Here is an 18999-nt window from a genome sequence, read left to right as displayed (position 1 = left end):
CCCGGGCCACTGCGACCCGAACCATTGAAGCAGTCTTCTCCTGCCGGATGCCCCGTCAGGAGCAGTGAGGAACCAGGAGCGTGAGCCCGCACCGTGACCAGCCTGACTGAAGTCCCCGGTGAGCCGTCCAGTGCCGTCACCGGCCCCGGCGGGTCCCTGAGCGACCAGCTCGACGGCGCCCACGTGGCCGTCGTCGGCCTGGGGCGCACCGGGCGCGCCGTCGTCGACGCCCTGGCCACGCTGGGGGCGCGCATCCACGTCTTCGACAGCCGCGAGTCCTCCCTCGAGATGCTGCAGACCCCCGTGGCCTCCACCACGGTCGCCGACGCCGAGGCGACCGCGGCCGCCCTGGCGCAGTCCCCGGCCAGGCTCCTCATCGTCTCACCCGGCGTCCCGGCCACCGGGCCGGTCCTGCGAGGCGCCGCGGCGGCGGGTATCGAGACCTGGAGCGAGGTCGAGCTGGCCTGGAGAATCCAGCAGGACTCAGCGCGTCCGCACGTGCCCTGGCTGACTCTGACCGGAACGGACGGCAAGACCACCACGGTCAGCATGCTCTCGGCGATCCTTGAGGCCCAGGGGCTCACGGCTCCGGCCGTGGGCAATATCGGCACCCCCGTCATTGAGGCGGTGCTGGCAGGCAGTGCCGACGCCCTGGCCGTGGAGCTGTCCAGCTTCCAGCTGCACACCACCAGGACCCTGGTGCCCCTGGCCTCGGCCTGCCTCAACCTGGCCGCCGACCACCTCGACTGGCACGGGGGCCTGGAGGCCTACGCCCAGGACAAGGCCCGCGTCTACTCCCGCACCTGGCTCGCCGCCGTCTACAACCTCGCCGACTCCGCCACCGAGGACATGGTCCGCCAGGCCGACGTCGTCGAGGGCTGCCGAGCCGTCGGCTTCACCCTGGCCGCACCGGGGTTGGGACAGGTCGGCATGGTGGAGGACCTGCTGGTCGACCGTGCCTTCCACGCCGAGCGGCGCTCAAGCGGTGTCGAGCTGGCCACCACCGCCGACCTGGCGCACCTGGCTCCCGGGCGGCGTGCCCAGAACCTGCCCGCGCACCTGCTGGCCGATGCCCTGGCGGCCGCGGCGCTGGCCCGCGCGGCCGGAGCCGACCCGGAGGCGGTCGCCGCCGGACTGCGCGCCTACAGCCCCGGAGCCCACCGGATCGTCACCGTCGCCGAGGCGGAGGGCATCACCTGGGTCGACGACTCCAAGGCCACCAACCCGCACTCCGCCCAGGCCGCACTGACGTCCCTGCCGCAGGGGACCGGCGTGTGGATCTGCGGCGGCGACACCAAGGGCGCCCAGTTCTTCGACCTGGTCCGCACGGTGCGCCCCCACCTGCGCGGCGCCGTCGTCATCGGTAAGGACCAGCACGACATCCTGACGGCCCTGGAGCGGGAGGCCCCCGGCCTGCCCGTCACCCGCGTCAGCGACGGCAGCGCCGAGCAGGTGAGTGCCGCCGCGGTGGAGGCCGCCGGCGCCATGGCCCGCAGAGGCGACACCGTCATGCTGGCCCCGGCCTGCGCCTCCTGGGACCAGTTCACGTCCTACGCCCAGCGCGGCGACCTGTTCGCCACCTGCGCCCAGGCCTACACCCAAGGCGATGGCCCCAGGGACGCGGACGGCTCCGGCGACCAGGAGCAGCTGTGAAGACCGGGTCCACCTCGGCCACCAACGCCCGCTCGTCGACCTCCTCCCCGTCAGGCTCCTCACGAGCCTCCGCAGGTTCGTCGCGGGGGGCCGGTGCCGGCCGCAAGCCGAAGCGGAGCAGCCCCCGCAGGGAGACGGCCGCCTCGTCCCGGCAGCCGAGAAAACCCTCCGGCTCCCGGCCCACGGCCGCGGGCGGTCGGTTGCGTGACGCCTGGCGCAAGCGCCTGACGCGCTGGGGTGAGCGGCTCTCACGACCTTGGGACGGCGGGGGCCCTCAGCCCGAGGGCGCCCCTGAGGAGCGTCGTCGGCGTCCCTCCGGCGGGTCCGACTCCACCCAGAGCGCTGAGCAGGTGACTCTGACCTACTACTGCCTGCTCGTGTCCACCCTGGTGTTGGAGACCTTCGGGCTCATCATGGTCTTCTCCGTGCAGTCGGTGACAGTGGCCGCCAACGGTGGCAACGCCTTCACCGACTTCGCCAAGTACCTCATCTTCGCCGCGGTGGGGACGCTGGGCATGGTGGGGGTCTCCCGCATACCGCTGTCCTGGTTCCCAAAGATGGCCTGGGGGCTCCTGGCGCTGACGATCGCTCTGCAGTGCCTGGTGTTCACGCCCGTGGGCGTCAACGTCTACGGCAACCGCAACTGGATCCAGGTCCCAGGGATCGGTACCGCCCAGCCCTCGGAGTTCATCAAGGTGGCCCTCGCCCTGGTGCTGGGCACCCTGGTGACCTGGTACGCGAACAAGCGCCCGCGGGACCGGGCATGGGTCGCGGGCTGGGGCGGTGTCGGAGTCGCGATCGCGAGCGTCCTGGGCGGACAGGATCTGGGAACCGTCATCATCCTGGTCATCATCGTCGCCGGGGCCCTGTGGGTGGGCGGAATGCGCAAGCGCTGGTTCGCACTCCTGGGGGCCGGTGGCATCGTCATGTTCGCGGCCGCCTCCATGCTCAGTGCCAACCGGCGCGCCCGGATCACCGCCTGGATCCATCCCGAGGGAGCCGACCCCATGGGGGTGGGCTACCAGCCCAAGCACGGGATGTGGGCGCTGGGGACCGGGGGCTGGCTGGGCGTGGGGCCAGGATCGTCGCGCCAGAAGTGGGGCTACCTCACCCAGGCGGACTCCGACTACATCTTCGCCGTGCTCGGCGAGGAGTTCGGGCTGGTGGGCACCCTCGTCGTCATCGCCCTGTTCGCCGTCATCGGGGCCTGCTGCCTGCGGATCATGAGACGCCACGCCTCCCTGTACGTCGTGGCCACGACCTCGGCCATTGGTGCGTGGATCGTGGGGCAGGCGATCATCAACATGGGGGTCGTCACCGGTGCACTGCCGGTGCTGGGCGTCCCGCTTCCCCTCGTCAGCCGTGGAGGCACTGCACTGGTGTCGGTCCTCCTGGCCATCGGGGTGCTTCTGGCCTTCGCGCGCCACGAACCCGGCGCGCAGGAGGCCCTGTCCACGAGTCCCGGGGCGCTGCGTCGTTCCCTGGCAGTCATTGTCCCTAGGAGGAACCGTGCCCGAGACAAGTGAGAGCGCAGGCTCGCCCCAGCAGGAGCGTCCCAGCGGCTCGGAGCGGCACCGGCCGTTGCGGGTGCTGCTGGCCGGCGGGGGCACCGCCGGCCACGTCAACCCGTTGCTGGCCACGGCCGCGGCCCTGCGGGACCCGGCCCTGGGCGGTGACCCCGGCACGCAGATCCTCGTCCTGGGGACCGCCGAGGGACTGGAGAAGCGACTGGTGCCCGAGGCCGGCTTGGAGCTGGCCCTGGTCCCCAGAGTCCCTCTGCCGCGGCGCCCCAGCGGTGACCTGCTGCGTCTGCCGCACCGGCTGGGCAAGGCGATCAGCGCGGCCACTGAGGCCATTGAGACGGTCAGGGCCGACGTCGTGGTCGGCTTCGGCGGCTACGTGTCGACCCCTGCCTACTTGGCCGCCAGGAAGGCCGGGGTGCCGGTCGTCATCCATGAGCAGAACGCCCGCCCGGGGCTGGCTAACCGGCTGGGTGCCTCCTGGGCCCAGGCCGTCGCCCTGACCTTCGCCTCCACCCGTCTCAAGGCGTCCAAGGGCTGCACCGAGGTCACAGGGCTGCCGCTGCGCCCGGCCATCGCCACCCTGGTCTCGCAGCGTGCCACGGACGAGGGGGCCCGCCGGGCCCGCGTCGAGGGCGCCCCGGCGCTGGGACTCGACCCCGACCTGCCCACGCTGCTGGTGACGGGCGGATCCCTGGGGGCCCAGCACCTCAACGAGGTCCTGAGCGAGTCTCTGGACTCCCTGCCAACCGGCCTGCAGGTGCTGCACCTGACCGGTAAGGACAAGGACGCCCCGGTGCGCGCCGCCCTCGAGGCGGCAGTGGCGGCGGGCGCTGCGCAGGACCTCGCTGAGCGGTACCACGTGCTCGACTACCTGACCACGATGGAGCAGGCCTATGCCTGCGCCGACGGGGTCCTGTGCCGCTCCGGTGCCGGTACCGTCGCAGAGATCACGGCCCTGGGGCTTCCAGCGCTCTACGTCCCCTTGCCGATCGGCAACGGCGAGCAGCGTCTCAACGCCGCTGACGTCCTGGCCTCCGGGGGCGGGCGCATGGTGCTCGACGCCGACCTCAAGCCCTCGGACATCCTTGACTTCGCCATGCTCATCTCCGACCCTGAGCGGCAGGCCGCCATGGCCCGGGCTGCGGCCTCCACCGGCGTCCAGGATGCGGCGGCCCGCCTGGCCGCCCTCATCCGGCAGTGCGCCTCCATCCACGACACTCCCACTGACGAGGAGAATGCGGCATGACCGCCACCACACCCCAGGACGCCTCCCGCACCTCGCGCCGGCCGGCCGAGGGCGACCACTGCACCCTGGCAGGCCGGGCCTTCCACCTCATCGGCATCGGGGGAGCGGGAATGAGCGTGGTCGCTCAGCTGCTCGCGGCCCGCGGCGCCCAGGTCTCCGGCTCCGACGCCCACGGGGGTCCCGCCTTCGACCACCTGGCCGATCTGGGCATCACGACCCACCTGGGGCATGACGCCGCGAACGTTCCCGAGCGGAGCACTGTTGTGGTCTCCACCGCGATCAAGGAGACCAACCCCGAGCTCGCCGAGGCCCGCCGGCGGGGCCAGGACGTCATCCACCGCTCCCAGGCGCTGGCCCTGGCCGCGCAGGGCCTGGACTTCGTCGCCGTGGCGGGTGCGCACGGCAAGACCACGACCTCGGGCATGCTCGCCGAGGCCCTCACGGAGGCCGGAGCCGACCCCTCCTTCGCCATCGGCGGGGTCGTGCGGGCCCTGGGCACCGGCGCCCACCTGGGCAGCGGACCCGCCCTGGTCGCCGAGGCCGATGAGTCCGACCGCTCCTTCCTCAACTACACCCCGCGCGTGGAGATCGTCACCAACGTCGAGCCCGACCACCTCGACAGCTACGGCACCGCGGAGGCCTTCGAGACGGCATTCGTCGACTTCGCTCACCGGCTGGTGCCCGGGGGCCTGCTGGTCGCCTGCGCCGCCGACGCCGGCGCACTGCGCCTGGCGCAGTCCGCTGCAGCCGAGGGCCTGCGCGTCGTCACCTACTCCTTCGCAGGCCCCGACACCCTCCCCGGCGGAGTGCTCGTGGGGGAGGGGCACGTCCACCTGGACATCCAGGAACGTGGGGCCTCATCCACTCGGGGGCTGTTGACCCTCACCACGGCAGCCGGCCGCGAGCCCGCCGGCGGTGCGGGCGAGGAGCCGCATCACGGCCCGGTCGAGCTGGTGCTGGCCGTACCCGGGGACCACGTGGCCCTCGACGCCGCCGGAGCCTGGGCCGCGGGCATCGAGCTCGGCGTCGAACCGGCCCGGATGGCCCGGGCACTGGGTGCCTTCGGGGGGACGGGCCGGCGCTTCGAGGACCGGGGCGAAGCCGACGGTGTGCGCGTCATCGACGACTACGCCCACCACCCCACGGAGATCGAGGCCCTGCTGCGCACGGCACGGGGCGTGGCCCAGGAGCGCGGCGGCCGGGTCCTGGTCCTGTTCCAGCCGCACCTGTTTTCCCGCACCCGGGCCTTCGCCGACCGCTTCGGACAGGCACTGGCCCTGGCCGACGCCGTTGTCATCGCCGACGTCTACCCCGCCAGGGAGACTCAGGCGGACTTCCCCGACATCACCGGGGACACCGTCGCCCAGCGCGTCCCTGGTGGCATCGCCAGGTTCGTCGCCGAGCGCCTTGACGCCGCCCACGCGGTGGCCGACCTGGCGCGCCCCGGCGACCTGCTGCTGACAGTCGGTGCCGGTGACGTCACCGAGCTCGCCGGCACGGTACTGGCCGACCTGGCGGCACGCGAGGGCGGTGCAGCCCCCTCGCCCGCGGACCGGGACGAGCGGGCATGAGGAAGCCCTCGGCCCCCCGCCCCGAGCGCTCCAACCGCGCTCAGGACACCCCGGCCAGCATCCCGCCGCGCCGCTCCGGCCCCAGGCGTCCGCGTCCCTCCCGCTCGGCGCAGGGCTCATCCACGCCGAGCACCCCGACGGTGCATCACGGAGCTGAGCAGGCCGGGCCGGCGGCCCCCGCCAAGCGGCCCCGGAGCGCTTCGGCCCCCAGGACTCCCAAGGAGTCGGGCGGCGCCGGGTCGGCCTCGCGACCCAGGCGCCCGTCGACGTCGAGGGGCGCGTCCAGCTCCTCGCCGGCTTCGCGTCGCGGTGGCGAGGGCGCAGGCCGCACCAGCCCTCGCCAGGAGTCCTCCAGCCCCGAGGCGGCGGGCACCGAGCTGACCGTCTTCGGCCGCAGGCAGGTGGCTCTTTCTGGTGGAGACGACCGGGTCGTCTCCACCGGACTGGCCGATCGGCTCAAGGAGCGTCAAGCCGCCGTGCGCCGGTTGCGGCTGCGACGGGTGGTGAGGGTCGCCGTCGTGGTGGTCGCCATCGCCGTGGCGGTCTGGGCCCTGGCCTTCTCACCCCTCCTGGGGCTGCAGGCCCGGAGGATCTCCGTGGCAGGTTCGGACGGCAGCGTCTCGGACCAGCAGGTCCGCGAGGTTCTGGCCGCCTACGAGGGCGACTCGTTGCTGCGGATCGACACCGGCCGGCTCTCCACTCAGGTCAGTGACAAGCTGGTCCGGGTGCGCCGGGCACAGGTGACCAGGGCCTGGCCCCACGGGCTGCGGGTACACCTGACGATGCGCGTACCGGTGGCCACCGTGCAGGACTTGGACGGCTACCAGGTCCTCGACAACGAAGCGGTGGTCCTCGAGCGGGTCTCCGAGCCGCCGTCGGGCCTGGTGAACATCGTGCCCGATCCCGCCGCGCAGGCATCGGAGCCACAGAAGATCTCCGCCAAGCAGGTTGCCGCCGTCACCCAGGTGGTGGGTTCCCTCACGCCGGAGACCCTGGCCCAGGTGAGCAGCGGCAGCGCCACTGAGGCGGGGCAGGTCACACTGACCTTGTCCAGCGGGGCCAGTGTGGTCTGGGGGAACAACCAGGACAACGCGCTCAAGGCACGCGTCCTGGCGACTCTCATGACCACCACCGCCTCCATCTACGACGTCTCCTCGCCGCATCGCCCCACCACACGATCCGCTGACAGCGCCGGCGCGACCCCCGTGGCGCCATCGCCGACGTCCTGAACGGTTCTTGCGTTCCACCGCTGCGCGGTATCTCCGGGGACGGCGGGGCGCGCAGCAGCACGCACCCGGGAACCTTCAGGTTCATCGCAGGTAAATTGCAGCGATATAGCAGGGAATCCGCAGGCAACTGCACACGAACACGCCGGGCTTCAATGCGATGCGACGTCCTGGATGTCTCATAGCGTTAAGCCCGTCGTTCAGAGAATGACATAAGTATTGACCTCAACTTGAGGTTGAGGTTTGAGGGGAGTCCTCGTCGGAGGGCTCATGACGAAACTCGCGGAGGGGACGCCAGTGGTCGAGAGCATGGCTGTGGACGACTCACAGCACTACCAGGCAGAGATCAAGGTCGTCGGTGTTGGCGGTGGCGGCGTCAACGCCGTCAACCGCATGATCGAGGCCGATCTGCGTGGCGTGGAGTTCATCGCCGTGAACACCGACGCCCAGGCGCTGCTCATGTCCGACGCTGACGTCAAGCTCGACGTCGGGCGGGACCTGACTCGAGGGCTGGGGGCGGGGGCCGACCCGGCGATCGGCCGCAAGGCCGCCGAGGACCACGAGTCCGAGATCCGTGAGGCCCTCGATGGCTCGGACATGGTCTTCGTCACCGCGGGAGAGGGAGGCGGCACCGGCACCGGCGCAGCCCCCGTCGTCGCCCGCCTGGCCAAGAGCATCGGTGCGCTGACCATCGGTGTGGTCACCCGTCCCTTCTCCTTCGAGGGACGCCGCCGCTCGGCCCAGGCCGAGGACGGTGTCCAGGCGCTGCGCGAGGAAGTCGACACCCTCATCGTCATCCCCAACGACCGCCTCCTGCAGATCGCCGACAAGAACATCTCCGTCGTTGACGCCTTCAAGCAGGCCGACCAGGTTCTTCTTCAGGGCGTCCAGGGCATCACCGAGCTCATCACGACCCCCGGTCTCATCAACGTCGACTTCAACGACGTCAAGTCCGTCATGCAGGGCGCAGGCAGCGCACTCATGGGTATCGGCTCGGCCACTGGTGAGGGGCGCGCGATCACGGCCACCGAGGAGGCCATCGCCTCGCCGCTGCTGGAGACCTCGATCGACGGCGCCCACGGCGTGCTGCTGTTCTTCCAGGGCGGTTCCGACCTGGGCCTGTTCGAGATGAACGAGGCCGCCAACCTGGTGCGCGAGGCCGTCCACCCCGAGGCCAACATCATCGTCGGAAACGTGGTCGACGGCGCCCTGGGAGACGAGGTGCGGGTGACTGTCATCGCCGCCGGCTTCGACTCCGAGCCGGTCGTCGGTGGCCTGGCCGACCCGATGACTCGGCTCTCGCGCGCCGCCGCGGTGCCGCCGGTGCCCTCCTCCCCGGTCGATGACCTGCCCCCGGCCCCCGCTCCTCGCGGTGGCGCCCATGCCGCCCAGAACCCGGTGACTCGTCCGGTCCCGCTGGCTCCTCCGCCCTCCGCCTCCCCGGCGGCCGCGGCGCACCTGTCGGAGGTCAGCGCCGCCGAGGCCCTCTCCTCGGGGAGCATGCCGGCCTATGTGGATGAGTCCTACGGCTCCTACGGCTCGGTGCCGTCGCAGCAGCACTCGGTCTCCGATCTTGAGGTTCCTCAGGTGATCGGGGTCGACGCCGACGATGACGGCATCGACCTGCCCGACTTCCTGCGCTGAGCGGCATCGCTGTCCGGGGGCGCGGCAACATGTGCGATACCACCGCCGTTGAGGCCTCGGACCTGATCGAGGTGGATCTGGGCCCGCGGGCTCGTGGGTTCTTCACCACCCGCGGCCTGCGGGCCCGTCCCGTCTCGGCCCCGGGAGGCAGCGCCCAGGACCGAGATGCCGAGAGTGAGGAAGGGACCTCATATGACGGGTGGAATCTGGCGCTCCACGTCGGAGACGACCCGCAACGTGTTCATTGTCACCGTCGTCGGCTCGAGGAGCTGCTCGGGCTTGAGCAGGGGAGTCACCTGGCCTGGATGAACCAGATTCACTCCGCCGTCGTGGCCACGGCTCAGGCCGGTGAGGTGCCCACGGCGGACGCCCTCGTCCTGGACTCTCGGACGGGCGGGGCGCCCGCCGGCTGCTGCGTTCTCGTGGCCGACTGCGTTCCCGTTCTGCTCGCGTCCTGGGACGGTGCTCTGACGGCTGCCGTGCACGCCGGGCGGCGAGGCATGCTCGACGGCGTCGTCCCCGCCACCGTCGACTCCCTCCGACGCGGTGGAGTGGATCCAGCGGATCTGTGGGCCGCCGTGGGGCCGTCGATCTGCGGCTCCTGCTACGAGGTCCCCGAGGAGATGCTTGCACTGTCCGCGCAGCGCGAACCGGCGTGCGCCTCGCGCACATCGTGGGGGACGCCCGGCCTTGATGTTGCGGCAGGGGTCCTCGCCCAGCTCGAGCGCGCCGGTGTTGGTCACATCAGCGCCGGTCAGTGGTGCACCTACGAGGACCCTCGCTTCTTCTCCTACCGCCGTGACGGAGTGACCGGACGTCTGGCGGGCATTGGAGTTCCGCAATAAGTCTCGTCTGCTGAATAACTCCTGGGCGTGACCTTCCTGAAACCTGAGGTGGGGGACACGCCGAGGTGAGGTCCCCGTGCGGTGTCGCGGGGGCGGATACCGTCGCAGCACATCCGGAACGCAGGGGACCGGACGAACCAAGGAGCGATAAATGGGCGCGCTGCGCAGTATGACCAGTTTCCTCGGCTACTCGGAGCCGGAGGAAGAGACCTACGAGGACAGCTACGAGGCTGTCGACGCCGGTTACGCCGTGCAGGAGCACGAGCAGGACTTCGCTGACGAGGGGTACGAGGACTTCTCCGCCCCGGCTGCGCCCGAGCCTGTTACCGCCGCCCCCGACCTTCGCCGCATCGTCACGGTTCACCCCTCGACCTACAACGAGGCCAGGATCATCGGCGAGTCCTTCCGTGACGGCGTCCCCGTCATCATCAACCTCACCGGCATGAGCGAGTCCGATGCACGTCGCATGGTGGACTTCTCCGCCGGTCTGGTCTTCGGGCTGCACGGTGCCATCGAACGTGTCACTCCGCGCGTGTTCCTGCTGACTCCGGCCAGCGTGGAGATTGACGGCGGTGAGGTCGCCGAGGCCCGCGGCCGCTTCTTCAACCAGAGCTGAGCTGACTCGTACGTGAACCTCGTCTCCGCGGTAGCCGGGATCCTGTCGAGCATTCTGAGCCTGTACTTCCTCATCCTCCTGGTCAGGGTCGTGCTCGACTGGATTCAGGTCTTTGCCCGCCAGTGGCGCCCCCAGGGGATCGTCCTGGTGCTGGCCAACCTTGTCTACGCTCTGACGGATCCTCCTCTGCGAGTGATCCGTCAGAGGGTTCCCATGGCACGCCTGGGAGGGGTCGGTATCGACCTGAGCTTCCTGGTCCTGGTCTTCGGGATCTGGATCATCCAGTGGTTCCTCGGACTTGTCATCTGAACAGGTGTGAAGTTGTGAGCGAACCGCTAGAGTGCTGTTCTCACGTCAGCGTGAGATAGCGCGCTTGATGTGGCCTGAACCTCGAGTTCAGGTACTCTGTCCGCATGAGTGACCGGATGCCCGGTGCTCGTGACCTTATCCGTAACGACACCGAGGTGACGACCCATGACGCTGCTGACAGCAGACGACGTCCTCAACAAGAAGTTCCAGGCGACCAAGTTCCGTGAGGGCTACGAGCAGGACGAGGTCGACGAGTTCCTCGACGAGGTAGTCGAGGCCATGCGTCAGCTGGAGGCTGAGAACGCCGACCTCAAGGCCAAGCTCGAGGCCGCCAACCGCCGAATCGCACAGCTCAGCGAGGGGGCCGCTATCCCCTCCGCCCCCGCTTCCCCCGTATCTCCGGTCCAGGCAGAGCCTGCCCTGTCCATGCCGGCTGTCTCCGCCGGCGACACCGGCGCTCAGGGCCCGGCTGCCGCGTCCGGCATGCTCGAGCTGGCCCAGCGTCTCCACGACGAGCACGTCGCCAACGGTAAGGCCGAGGGTGAGCGCATCGTCACCGAGGCTCGCTCCACCGGGGAGCAGATCGTGCGCGAGGCAGAGGACCAGCGCAACCGCACCCTCGCCCAGCTGGAGAAGGAGCGCGCCGCCCTCGAGCAGAAGATCGACGAGCTGCGGCGTTTCGAGTCCGATTACCGCACTCGCCTCAAGAGCTACCTGCAGAACCTGCTGGCCAACGTCGAGGACGGCGGCGAGAGCTCCATCTCCAGCCTGTGATCCTGCAGGGGTCGTGATCCTCCAGGCCGTGATCGCCTCCCGGTCCATCCCCGCGAGCACCTTCGGGACTGGCCAACGGAGCCTCATCACGACGGTCCCTATCCGATCAGGATGGTTCCGCTCCTCCAGTCACCAGTGACACGGCCTCCTACGAAGGGCGGCGACCCGCACGGGTCGCCGCCCTTCGCTGGGTACACAGCCCATTCGTCACCCGTTCTCCTCTGAGCGCAATGCGAGAAAGCCCTATGCCTGACCACGTCGATCCCGCCTCCTTGGCGCAGGAAGCCACCGGCAACGCCGTCGACGGCGGTAACGCCGATAACGCGGATAACGCTGTCCCACTGCCCACGGACAATCCCTTCATCTCCATGGAGAAGGCCGTGACGTCGCAGGAGGTGACTGCGGGGGCGAGACGATCCAAACGCCTCCCCGTGATCGTGCTGTGGCTGGTGGCGATCATCGTCATCGTCGTGGACCAGGCATCCAAGCAGTGGGCGCTCTCAGCCCTGTCCGACGGCCGGCACACGGCGCTGTTCGGCCGGGCGCTGGGGCTGGTCCTGGTGCGCAACCCCGGCGCCGCCTTCTCCTTCGCCACCGGGCAGACGTGGATCTTCGCGCTCATCGCCTCCTGTGTCGTGGCCATCATCATTCGTGTCTCCCGGAACCTTGCGTCTGGCTCCTGGGCGGTGGCCCTCGGCCTGGTTCTTGGCGGGGCGGTCGGCAACCTCATCGACCGCCTTCTGCGCGAGCCCGGCTTCCTGCGCGGCCACGTCATCGACTTCATCGACTACGGCGGCTACTTCGTGGGCAATGTCGCCGACATCGCCATCGTGGCGGCCGCCGCGGGCATCATCATCCTGTCCCTGGGAGGCTGGGAGATCGACGGCACGCGTGCCGGCGCCTCGGACGACCCGGAGGCGAAAGGCGTCGGTGCACCGCCCTCCTCAACCCGCCGAGGATCCCGGGCCCGCGGGAAGGATCGCGCCGAGGTGCCCTCCAAGCCGGAGGAGTCCTTGGATGCATCGACGCAGGCGACCTCCGTGGAGCCGCAATGAGCATGCGCCTGCTGCCCGTCCCCGACGGCTTCGACGGCGAACGCGTCGATACCGCGCTTGCCCGGATGACGGGGTTGTCCCGCAGCCGGGTGGAGGACCTGTGCGAGGCCGGAGAGGTGCGCCGAGGCGGTGAGACGCTGGCCAAATCCTCTCGTCTGTGCGCGGGCGAGCTCCTCGAGGTCGACCTGCCCGACCCCCGTCCCGTCGAACCGGTCGCCACTCCCGTGGAGGGCATGGAGCTGCTCTACGAGGATGAGGACATCGTCGTCGTCGACAAGCCCGCGGGCGTGGCCGCGCACCCCTCCATGGGGTGGGACGGCCCCGACGTCCTCGGCGCCCTGAAGGCCATGCACGTACGAGTGGCCACCTCCGGCGCCGCCGAGCGCCAGGGCATCGTCTCGCGCCTGGACGTGGGCACCTCGGGCGTCATGATCGTGGCCAAGGGGGAGCGGGCCTACTCGGTGCTCAAACGTGCCTTCCGGGAGCACACCGTGGACAAGGTGTACCACACCCTGGTGCAGGGCCACCTCGATCCCTCCAGCGGCACCATCGACGCCCCCATCGGACGTCACCCCAGCCGGGAGTGGAAGATGGCCATCGTCGAGGGCGGGCGCGAGTCCATCACCCACTACGACGTTATCGAGGCGATGCCCGGGGCCTGCCTGGCCGAGATTCACCTCGAGACCGGGCGCACCCACCAGATCCGCGTCCACATGGCCGCCGTCGGCCACCCCTGCATCGGAGACGCCACCTACGGCGCTGACCCGGCCATGAGCGCACGCACCGGTCTGATCCGCCAGTGGCTCCACGCCCGCGAGCTCGGCATCACCCACCCCATCACCGGTGAGCACATGGTCTTCACCTCCGACTACCCCGACGACCTCGTCCATGCCCTCGATGTCTTGCGCCTGCCGTGAACAGGCTCTGCGCGGAGGTGAATGAGAACAGTGACTGATCGCCTGCCTCGCTCGACCATGGCCCCGACGACGAGGCCTAGCGCGGACGAGGCGGTCTCGGAGACTCCCGCCCTCAAGATCCGCCCGGCCACCGCCGTCCACGAACCCATTGGCTTCGCAGCCGCCCGTGGCGATGAGACGGGCCCCGAGGCCGACCGGCTCCGCAGGGCTGTTGCCGACGTTCGCCTTGAGGTCTTCGTCGCTGAGCAGGCGGTTCCCCTCGCCCAGGAGATCGACGCCCGAGACGAGGAGCCGACCACGATCCATCTCCTGGCCAGCGGAGCTGACGGAACACCCCTGGGCGCTGGACGTCTCCTGATGGAGCCCGAGCACCCCGGTCGGGTCCATCTGGGTCGCTTGGCTGTACGGAGCATCGTGCGCGGTACGGGGCTTGGCGCCCGCATCGTTGCTGCCCTCGAGCAGACTGCACTGAGCCACTCTGGCCGGCCCCGCGTGGAGGTGGTTCTCTCAGCTCAGGAGCAGGCCATGGGCTTCTACAAGCGCTGCGGATACCGGGTCCTGAACGGTCACCGCTACCTCGACGCCGGTATCTGGCACCAGGACATGGCCCGCATCGTCAGCAGCATCAGCACCGAGGACAGTTCCGGCCATACCGCCTAGGCCGGTCGCTGACCCCTGGGTGTACGTGCTCGTGCGGACAGCAGCAGGACTGAGAGGAGACACACATGAGGATCGTCGTTATCGGTGCCGGGGGAATCGGAGGATGGCTCGGCGCTCGCCTGGCCGCGAGCGGTCAGCAGGTCGGGTTCCTCGTTCACGATCGCACCTTGGCGGCTCTGCGCTCGAGCGGGCTGACGCTGCGCGACTGCTCCCGGGGCGAGCCCGGTTTCGTGACCGCCCGCATCGAGATGCCCCTGGCCAGTGAGGATCCGCAGGCCCTCACCGAGACCCTGGAAGGCCAGCCTGACCTGGTCCTGGTCACCACGAAGGTCGATGCGCTGGCACCGCTGGCCCCTGCACTCAGAGTCCTGACCGGCCCCGGCACCGGTGTCGTCTCAACCCAGAACGGGATCAGTGCGCCCGGACTGCTCGCCGACGCCGTCGGCAGGGAGCACGTCCTGCCCGGGGTCGCCCGTGTCTACTCCGCCGTCGCCTCGCCCGGGGAGGTCCGCACCATCGGTGGCGCCGGTTCCCTGGCCCTGGGGGAGTGGGACGGTGCTGCCACCGCTCGTAGCCGCGCCGCCGTTCAGGCCCTGGAGGCGGCCGGAATCCGGGCCTGGATCCCGGGCTCCATCTGGGCCGAGCTGTGGCGCAAGGTCTCCTTCGTCGTCGTACAGGGAGCCCTCGGTGCCGCCGCGAACGCACCGATCGGCGTCCTGCGCAGCGACCTGAGAGATGCCTTCACCCGGGCCGTGAGCGAGGTCGTCGCCGTCGCCGCGGCACTGGGGCACGACCTGGCCACCGACGCCGCCCCCGACCCGGTCGCCGAGGCCCTGCGCATGGCCGACGCCCAGCCGGCCGGAGCCACCACATCGATGCAGCGGGACATCGCCGCGGGTCTGCCCAGCGAGCTCGACGCCCAGCTCGGTGCCCTGTGCCGCGCCGGCGACGAGGTGGGCGTGCCCACCCCCGTGCTCGACCTCGCGCACAGCGTCCTGGCTCCGCGAGAGACCGTCGCCCGGGCGGGCGCCTGAGCCCGACGCGCCTCTCGGAGGCGGTGGGAAGGACGCCGCCCCGCAGAGAATTTCTCCTCCGGCTTATCCACTACCTCGGCGGTGTCCCGTCTTGGCCGGGCAAGGCCCCGCCTTCGCGCTGGAGCGCGCTGGGCCCCTCCGGGAGACAGGGCACCGGGCGGGCCTAGGATGGGGCCATGGCGGAGATGAGCAGTCAGGAAGAAGCAGCCCCCAAGGACGACTTCGTCCACCTCCACGTCCACACCGACTACTCCATGCTGGACGGCGCCGGGAAGATCAAGGACTACGTGGCCGAGGCCAAGCGGCTGGGCCAGCCCGCCCTGGCGATCACCGACCACGGCTACATGTTCGGGGCCTACGAGTTCTACGCGGCCGCCACGGCCGCCGGCATCAAGCCGATCATCGGGGTCGAGGCCTACATGACGCCGGGCACCTCCCGCTTCGACAAGACCCGGGTCTTCTGGGGCGATGAGTCTCAGCGGAGCGACGACGTCTCCGCCCGCGGCTCCTACACGCACATGACGCTGCTCTCACGCAACAACGAGGGCCTGCACAACCTCATGCGCATGGACTCCTTCGCCTCCCTGGAGGGCCAGTGGGGCAAGGCGCCGCGTATGGACCGCGAGCTGCTCTCGCGCTACGCGGGCGGCCTCATCGGCTCCACCGGCTGCCCCTCCTCGGAGGTCCAGACCCGCCTGCGCCTGGGCCAGTGGGACGAGGCTCTGCGCGTCGCCGGGGAGCTGCAGGACATCTTCGGCAAGGAGTTCTTCTACGTCGAGCTCATGGACCACGGCCTGGAGATCGAGCAGCGCGTCACCAAGGATCTGCTGCGCATCGCCAAGGAGATCGGGGCCCCGCTGCTGGCCACCAACGACTCCCACTACGTGCGCCCCGAGGACCGCACCATCCAGGACGCGATGCTGTGCATCAACTCCGGCTCCGTGCTCTCCGATCCCGACCGCTTCAAGTTCGACGGCGACACCTACTACCTGCGCCCCGGCGCCGAGATGCGCCGCCTCTTCTCCGAGATGCCCCAGGCATGCGACAACACCCTGCTCGTGGCCGAGCAGTGCGACGTGCACTTCCGCACCGTGGACGAGGGGGCCTCATACATGCCGGCCTTCCCCGTCCCCGAGGGGGAGACCGACGAGTCCTGGTTTATCAAGGAGTGCTGGCGCGGCATGGACCGCCGGTTCAACGGCGACATCCCCGAGGACTGCCGCAAGCAGGCCGAGTACGAGATCAGCGTCATCACCCAGATGGGGTTCCCCGGCTACTTCCTCGTCGTGGCCGACTACATCAACTGGGCCAAGGCCCACGGCATCCGGGTGGGACCGGGGCGTGGATCGGGAGCCGGCTCCATGGTCGCCTACGCCATGGGCATCACCGAGCTCAACCCGCTGCGCCACGGACTCATCTTCGAGCGCTTCCTCAACCCCGAGCGCATCTCCATGCCCGATATCGACGTCGACTTCGACGAGCGCCGGCGTGACGAGGTCATTGAGTACGTGCGCGAGAAGTACGGCGCCGACCGCATCAGCCAGGTGGTCACCTACGGCGTCATCAAGGCCAAGCAGTCCTTGAAGGACTCCAGTCGCGTCATGGGCTACCCCTACGCCGTCGGCGACCGGCTCACCAAGGCCATGCCCCCTTCCGTCCAGGGCAAGGACATCTCCATCAAGGGCATCTTCAACCCCGCCGACGAACGCTACGGCGAGGCCGAGGAGTTCCGCAAGCTCCACGCCGAGGACCCCGATGCTCAGAAGATCGTCGAGCTGGCCAAGGGGCTGGAAGGCATGACCCGTCAGTGGGGCGTCCACGCCTGCGCCGTCATCATGTCCTCAGCCACGCTGACCGACATCATCCCCATGATGCAGCGCCTCCAGGACGGCGCCGTCATCACCCAGTTCGACTACCCCACCTGCGAGCACCTGGGCCTGCTCAAGATGGACTTCCTGGGACTGCGCAACCTCACGGTCATCTCCGACGCCCTGGAGAACATCGTCGCCAACGGCAAGCCGGCCCTGGACATCGACCACGTCGAGCTCGACGACCGCGCCACCTACGAGCTGCTCTCACGCGGTGAGACCCTGGGCGTCTTCCAGCTCGACGGCGGTGGGATGCGCACGCTGCTGCGCCTGATGAAGCCGGACAACTTCGAGGACATCTCGGCCGTTGGCGCCCTCTACCGGCCCGGCCCCATGGGGGCGGAGTCCCACACCAACTACGCGCTGCGCAAGAACGGCCTGCAGGAGGTCATCCCGATCCACCCCGAGCTCAAGGAGGCCCTCGACCCGATCCTGGGGACCACACACGGTCTCATCGTCTACCAGGAGCAGGTCATGAAGATCGCCACCGACCTGGCGGGATTCTCCATGGGCAAGGCCGACGCGCTGCGCAAGGCCATGGGTAAGAAGAAGATGGACATCCTGGCCAAGATGTTCGTCGAGTTCGAGGCCGGAATGGTCCAGTCCGGCTTTTCCAAGGAGAGCGTCAAGACCCTGTGGGACGTCGTGGTCCCCTTCGCCAAGTACGCCTTCAACAAGGCCCACTCGGCCGCCTACGGCGTCGTGTCCTACTGGACGGCCTACCTCAAGGCCCACTATCCCACGGAGTACATGGCCGCCCTGCTCACCAGCCAGAAGGACAACAAGGACAAGCTGGCCGTCTACCTGGGGGAGTGCCGCCACATGGGCATCACCGTCCTGCCCCCGGACGTCAACGCCTCGCGGGCCCAGTTCTCCGCGGTCGGTGAGGACGTGCGCTTCGGGCTGTCCGCGGTGCGCAACGTCGGCATCAACGTCGTCGACGCGATCGTGGCCGCCAGGGAGGACAAGGGCGAGTTCACCTCCTTCGAGGACTTCCTCGACAAGGTTCCCGCGGTCGTGTGCAACAAGCGCACCATCGACTCGCTCATCAAGGCCGGAGCCTTCGACTCCCTGGGGCACACCCGGCGCTCCCTGCAGGCCTGCCACGAGGACTTCGTCGACGAGGTCATCGGCGTCAAGCGCAACGAGGCCGCCGGCCAGTTCGACCTGTTCGCCTCCCTCATGGGTGGGTCCGACGACGGCGACGACTCTCCCTTCGGCAACGGCCCGGTCTTCTCCTCCGACGTCCCCAACCTGCCGGAGTGGGACAAGAAGGACAAGCTCGCCTACGAGCGCGACATGCTGGGCCTCTACGTCTCCGACCACCCCCTCATGGGCCTGGAGGGACTGCTGGGCAAGCTCGCGGACAAGGAGATCTCCGAGCTCCACGAGAACGATGAGCTGCCTGACGGCGCCATGGTCACCATCGCCGGGCTCATCACCTCCCTGACCCGCAAGACCACCAAGCAGGGCAACCTGTGGGCCATCGCCCAGGTCGAGGACCTGGCCGGAAGCATCGAGGTGCTCTTCTTCCCCCAGACTTATCAGACCGTCTCCACCATGCTGGCCCCCGACACGGTGGTCACGGTGCGCGGACGCCTCAACCGGCGTGACGGGCAGGTCGCCCTGTACGCCCAGGAGATGACGATCCCGGACATCTCCAGCGCCGCTCACGAGGCGGTCCTCATCACCCTTCCGACCAACCGGTGCACCGGGCCTCTGGTGGAGCAGTTCAAGGATGTGCTTACCAAGCACCCGGGCGGATCCACTGTCCGTCTCACACTGACCAGCCCGGGGCGCGAGGTGCGTACCCAGCTGGACGCTTCGCTGAGGGTGGAGGCCTCGCCCGCCTTCTACTCCGATATCAAGGCCCTCCTTGGACCGGGGTGCCTGCGCCACTAGAAAGCCGTTTCCCAGGGAGCCGATCGCCCGCCCCGATGGGGACGTCGAGCGACCGATGCCAGCCCGAGCGGACACCGTTCGCAAACCTGTTCGTGATCTCACCGTGTCCTCATCAATACGCCACACGTCGTCGTTCCCGAGGGCCGCAGATTCGCC

General features: G+C 69.6%; 15 protein-coding genes. All 15 read left to right on the top strand.

Going from position 1 to position 18999, the window contains the following annotated elements; all coding sequences use genetic code 11:
• The first annotated feature begins 93 nt into the window (after positions 1–93).
• Positions 94–1653, top strand: a complete 1560-nt coding sequence (gene murD, locus HW274_RS07995) for a UDP-N-acetylmuramoyl-L-alanine--D-glutamate ligase (protein WP_185988541.1) — start codon at positions 94–96, stop codon at positions 1651–1653.
• Positions 1650–3179, top strand: a complete 1530-nt coding sequence (locus HW274_RS07990) for an FtsW/RodA/SpoVE family cell cycle protein (RefSeq protein WP_075253340.1) — start codon at positions 1650–1652, stop codon at positions 3177–3179. The genes murD and HW274_RS07990 overlap by 4 nt, the downstream gene beginning before the upstream one ends.
• Positions 3163–4422 (top strand): undecaprenyldiphospho-muramoylpentapeptide beta-N-acetylglucosaminyltransferase, encoded by a 1260-nt coding sequence (gene murG / locus HW274_RS07985; RefSeq protein ID WP_185988540.1) that lies wholly within the window; start codon positions 3163–3165, stop codon positions 4420–4422. Before HW274_RS07990 ends, murG begins: the two co-directional genes overlap by 17 nt.
• A complete protein-coding gene (gene murC, locus HW274_RS07980) occupies positions 4419–5993 on the top strand; it encodes a UDP-N-acetylmuramate--L-alanine ligase (protein ID WP_185988539.1) in 1575 nt (524 codons plus the stop codon). The genes murG and murC overlap by 4 nt, the downstream gene beginning before the upstream one ends.
• Positions 5990–7222 (top strand): cell division protein FtsQ/DivIB, encoded by a 1233-nt coding sequence (locus HW274_RS07975; RefSeq protein WP_260679027.1) that lies wholly within the window; start codon positions 5990–5992, stop codon positions 7220–7222. The genes murC and HW274_RS07975 overlap by 4 nt, the downstream gene beginning before the upstream one ends.
• A 267-nt stretch (positions 7223–7489) precedes the next feature.
• Positions 7490–8863, top strand: coding sequence for a cell division protein FtsZ (gene ftsZ / locus HW274_RS07970; RefSeq protein ID WP_185988538.1), 1374 nt, complete (start codon positions 7490–7492; stop codon positions 8861–8863).
• Positions 8864–8892: 29 nt separating this feature from the next.
• Positions 8893–9708: a polyphenol oxidase family protein gene (locus tag HW274_RS07965; RefSeq protein ID WP_185988537.1), complete on the top strand. Its 816-nt coding sequence runs from the start codon at positions 8893–8895 to the stop codon at positions 9706–9708.
• 151 nt (positions 9709–9859) lie between these two features.
• Entirely contained in the window at positions 9860–10324 is a 465-nt protein-coding gene (locus HW274_RS07960; protein WP_185988536.1) for a cell division protein SepF, read from the top strand.
• A gap of 12 nt (positions 10325–10336) precedes the next feature.
• Positions 10337–10633: a YggT family protein gene (locus HW274_RS07955; RefSeq protein ID WP_075253347.1), complete on the top strand. Its 297-nt coding sequence runs from the start codon at positions 10337–10339 to the stop codon at positions 10631–10633.
• A 165-nt stretch (positions 10634–10798) separates the two neighbouring features.
• Positions 10799–11407: a DivIVA domain-containing protein gene (locus tag HW274_RS07950; RefSeq protein ID WP_075253348.1), complete on the top strand. Its 609-nt coding sequence runs from the start codon at positions 10799–10801 to the stop codon at positions 11405–11407.
• Between the two features lie 245 nt (positions 11408–11652).
• A complete protein-coding gene (gene lspA / locus HW274_RS07945) occupies positions 11653–12462 on the top strand; it encodes a signal peptidase II (protein WP_185988535.1) in 810 nt (269 codons plus the stop codon).
• On the top strand, positions 12459–13379 hold the full coding sequence (locus tag HW274_RS07940) for an RluA family pseudouridine synthase (protein WP_185988534.1): 921 nt from the start codon (positions 12459–12461) through the stop codon (positions 13377–13379). The genes lspA and HW274_RS07940 overlap by 4 nt, the downstream gene beginning before the upstream one ends.
• A gap of 57 nt (positions 13380–13436) precedes the next feature.
• Positions 13437–14039, top strand: coding sequence for a GNAT family N-acetyltransferase (locus HW274_RS07935; RefSeq protein ID WP_185989591.1), 603 nt, complete (start codon positions 13437–13439; stop codon positions 14037–14039).
• 65 nt (positions 14040–14104) lie between these two features.
• Positions 14105–15073, top strand: coding sequence for a ketopantoate reductase family protein (locus HW274_RS07930; RefSeq protein ID WP_185988533.1), 969 nt, complete (start codon positions 14105–14107; stop codon positions 15071–15073).
• Between the two features lie 176 nt (positions 15074–15249).
• Positions 15250–18843: a DNA polymerase III subunit alpha gene (dnaE, locus tag HW274_RS07925; RefSeq protein ID WP_185988532.1), complete on the top strand. Its 3594-nt coding sequence runs from the start codon at positions 15250–15252 to the stop codon at positions 18841–18843.
• The last annotated feature ends 156 nt before the right edge of the window (positions 18844–18999 follow it).

The sequence above is a fragment of the Actinomyces sp. oral taxon 169 genome (assembly GCF_013394715.1).
In the GTDB taxonomy this organism is placed as follows: domain Bacteria; phylum Actinomycetota; class Actinomycetes; order Actinomycetales; family Actinomycetaceae; genus Actinomyces.
The sequence above is the reverse complement of the archived record's forward strand: the minus strand, read 5'-3'. Positions and strand labels throughout refer to the sequence as shown.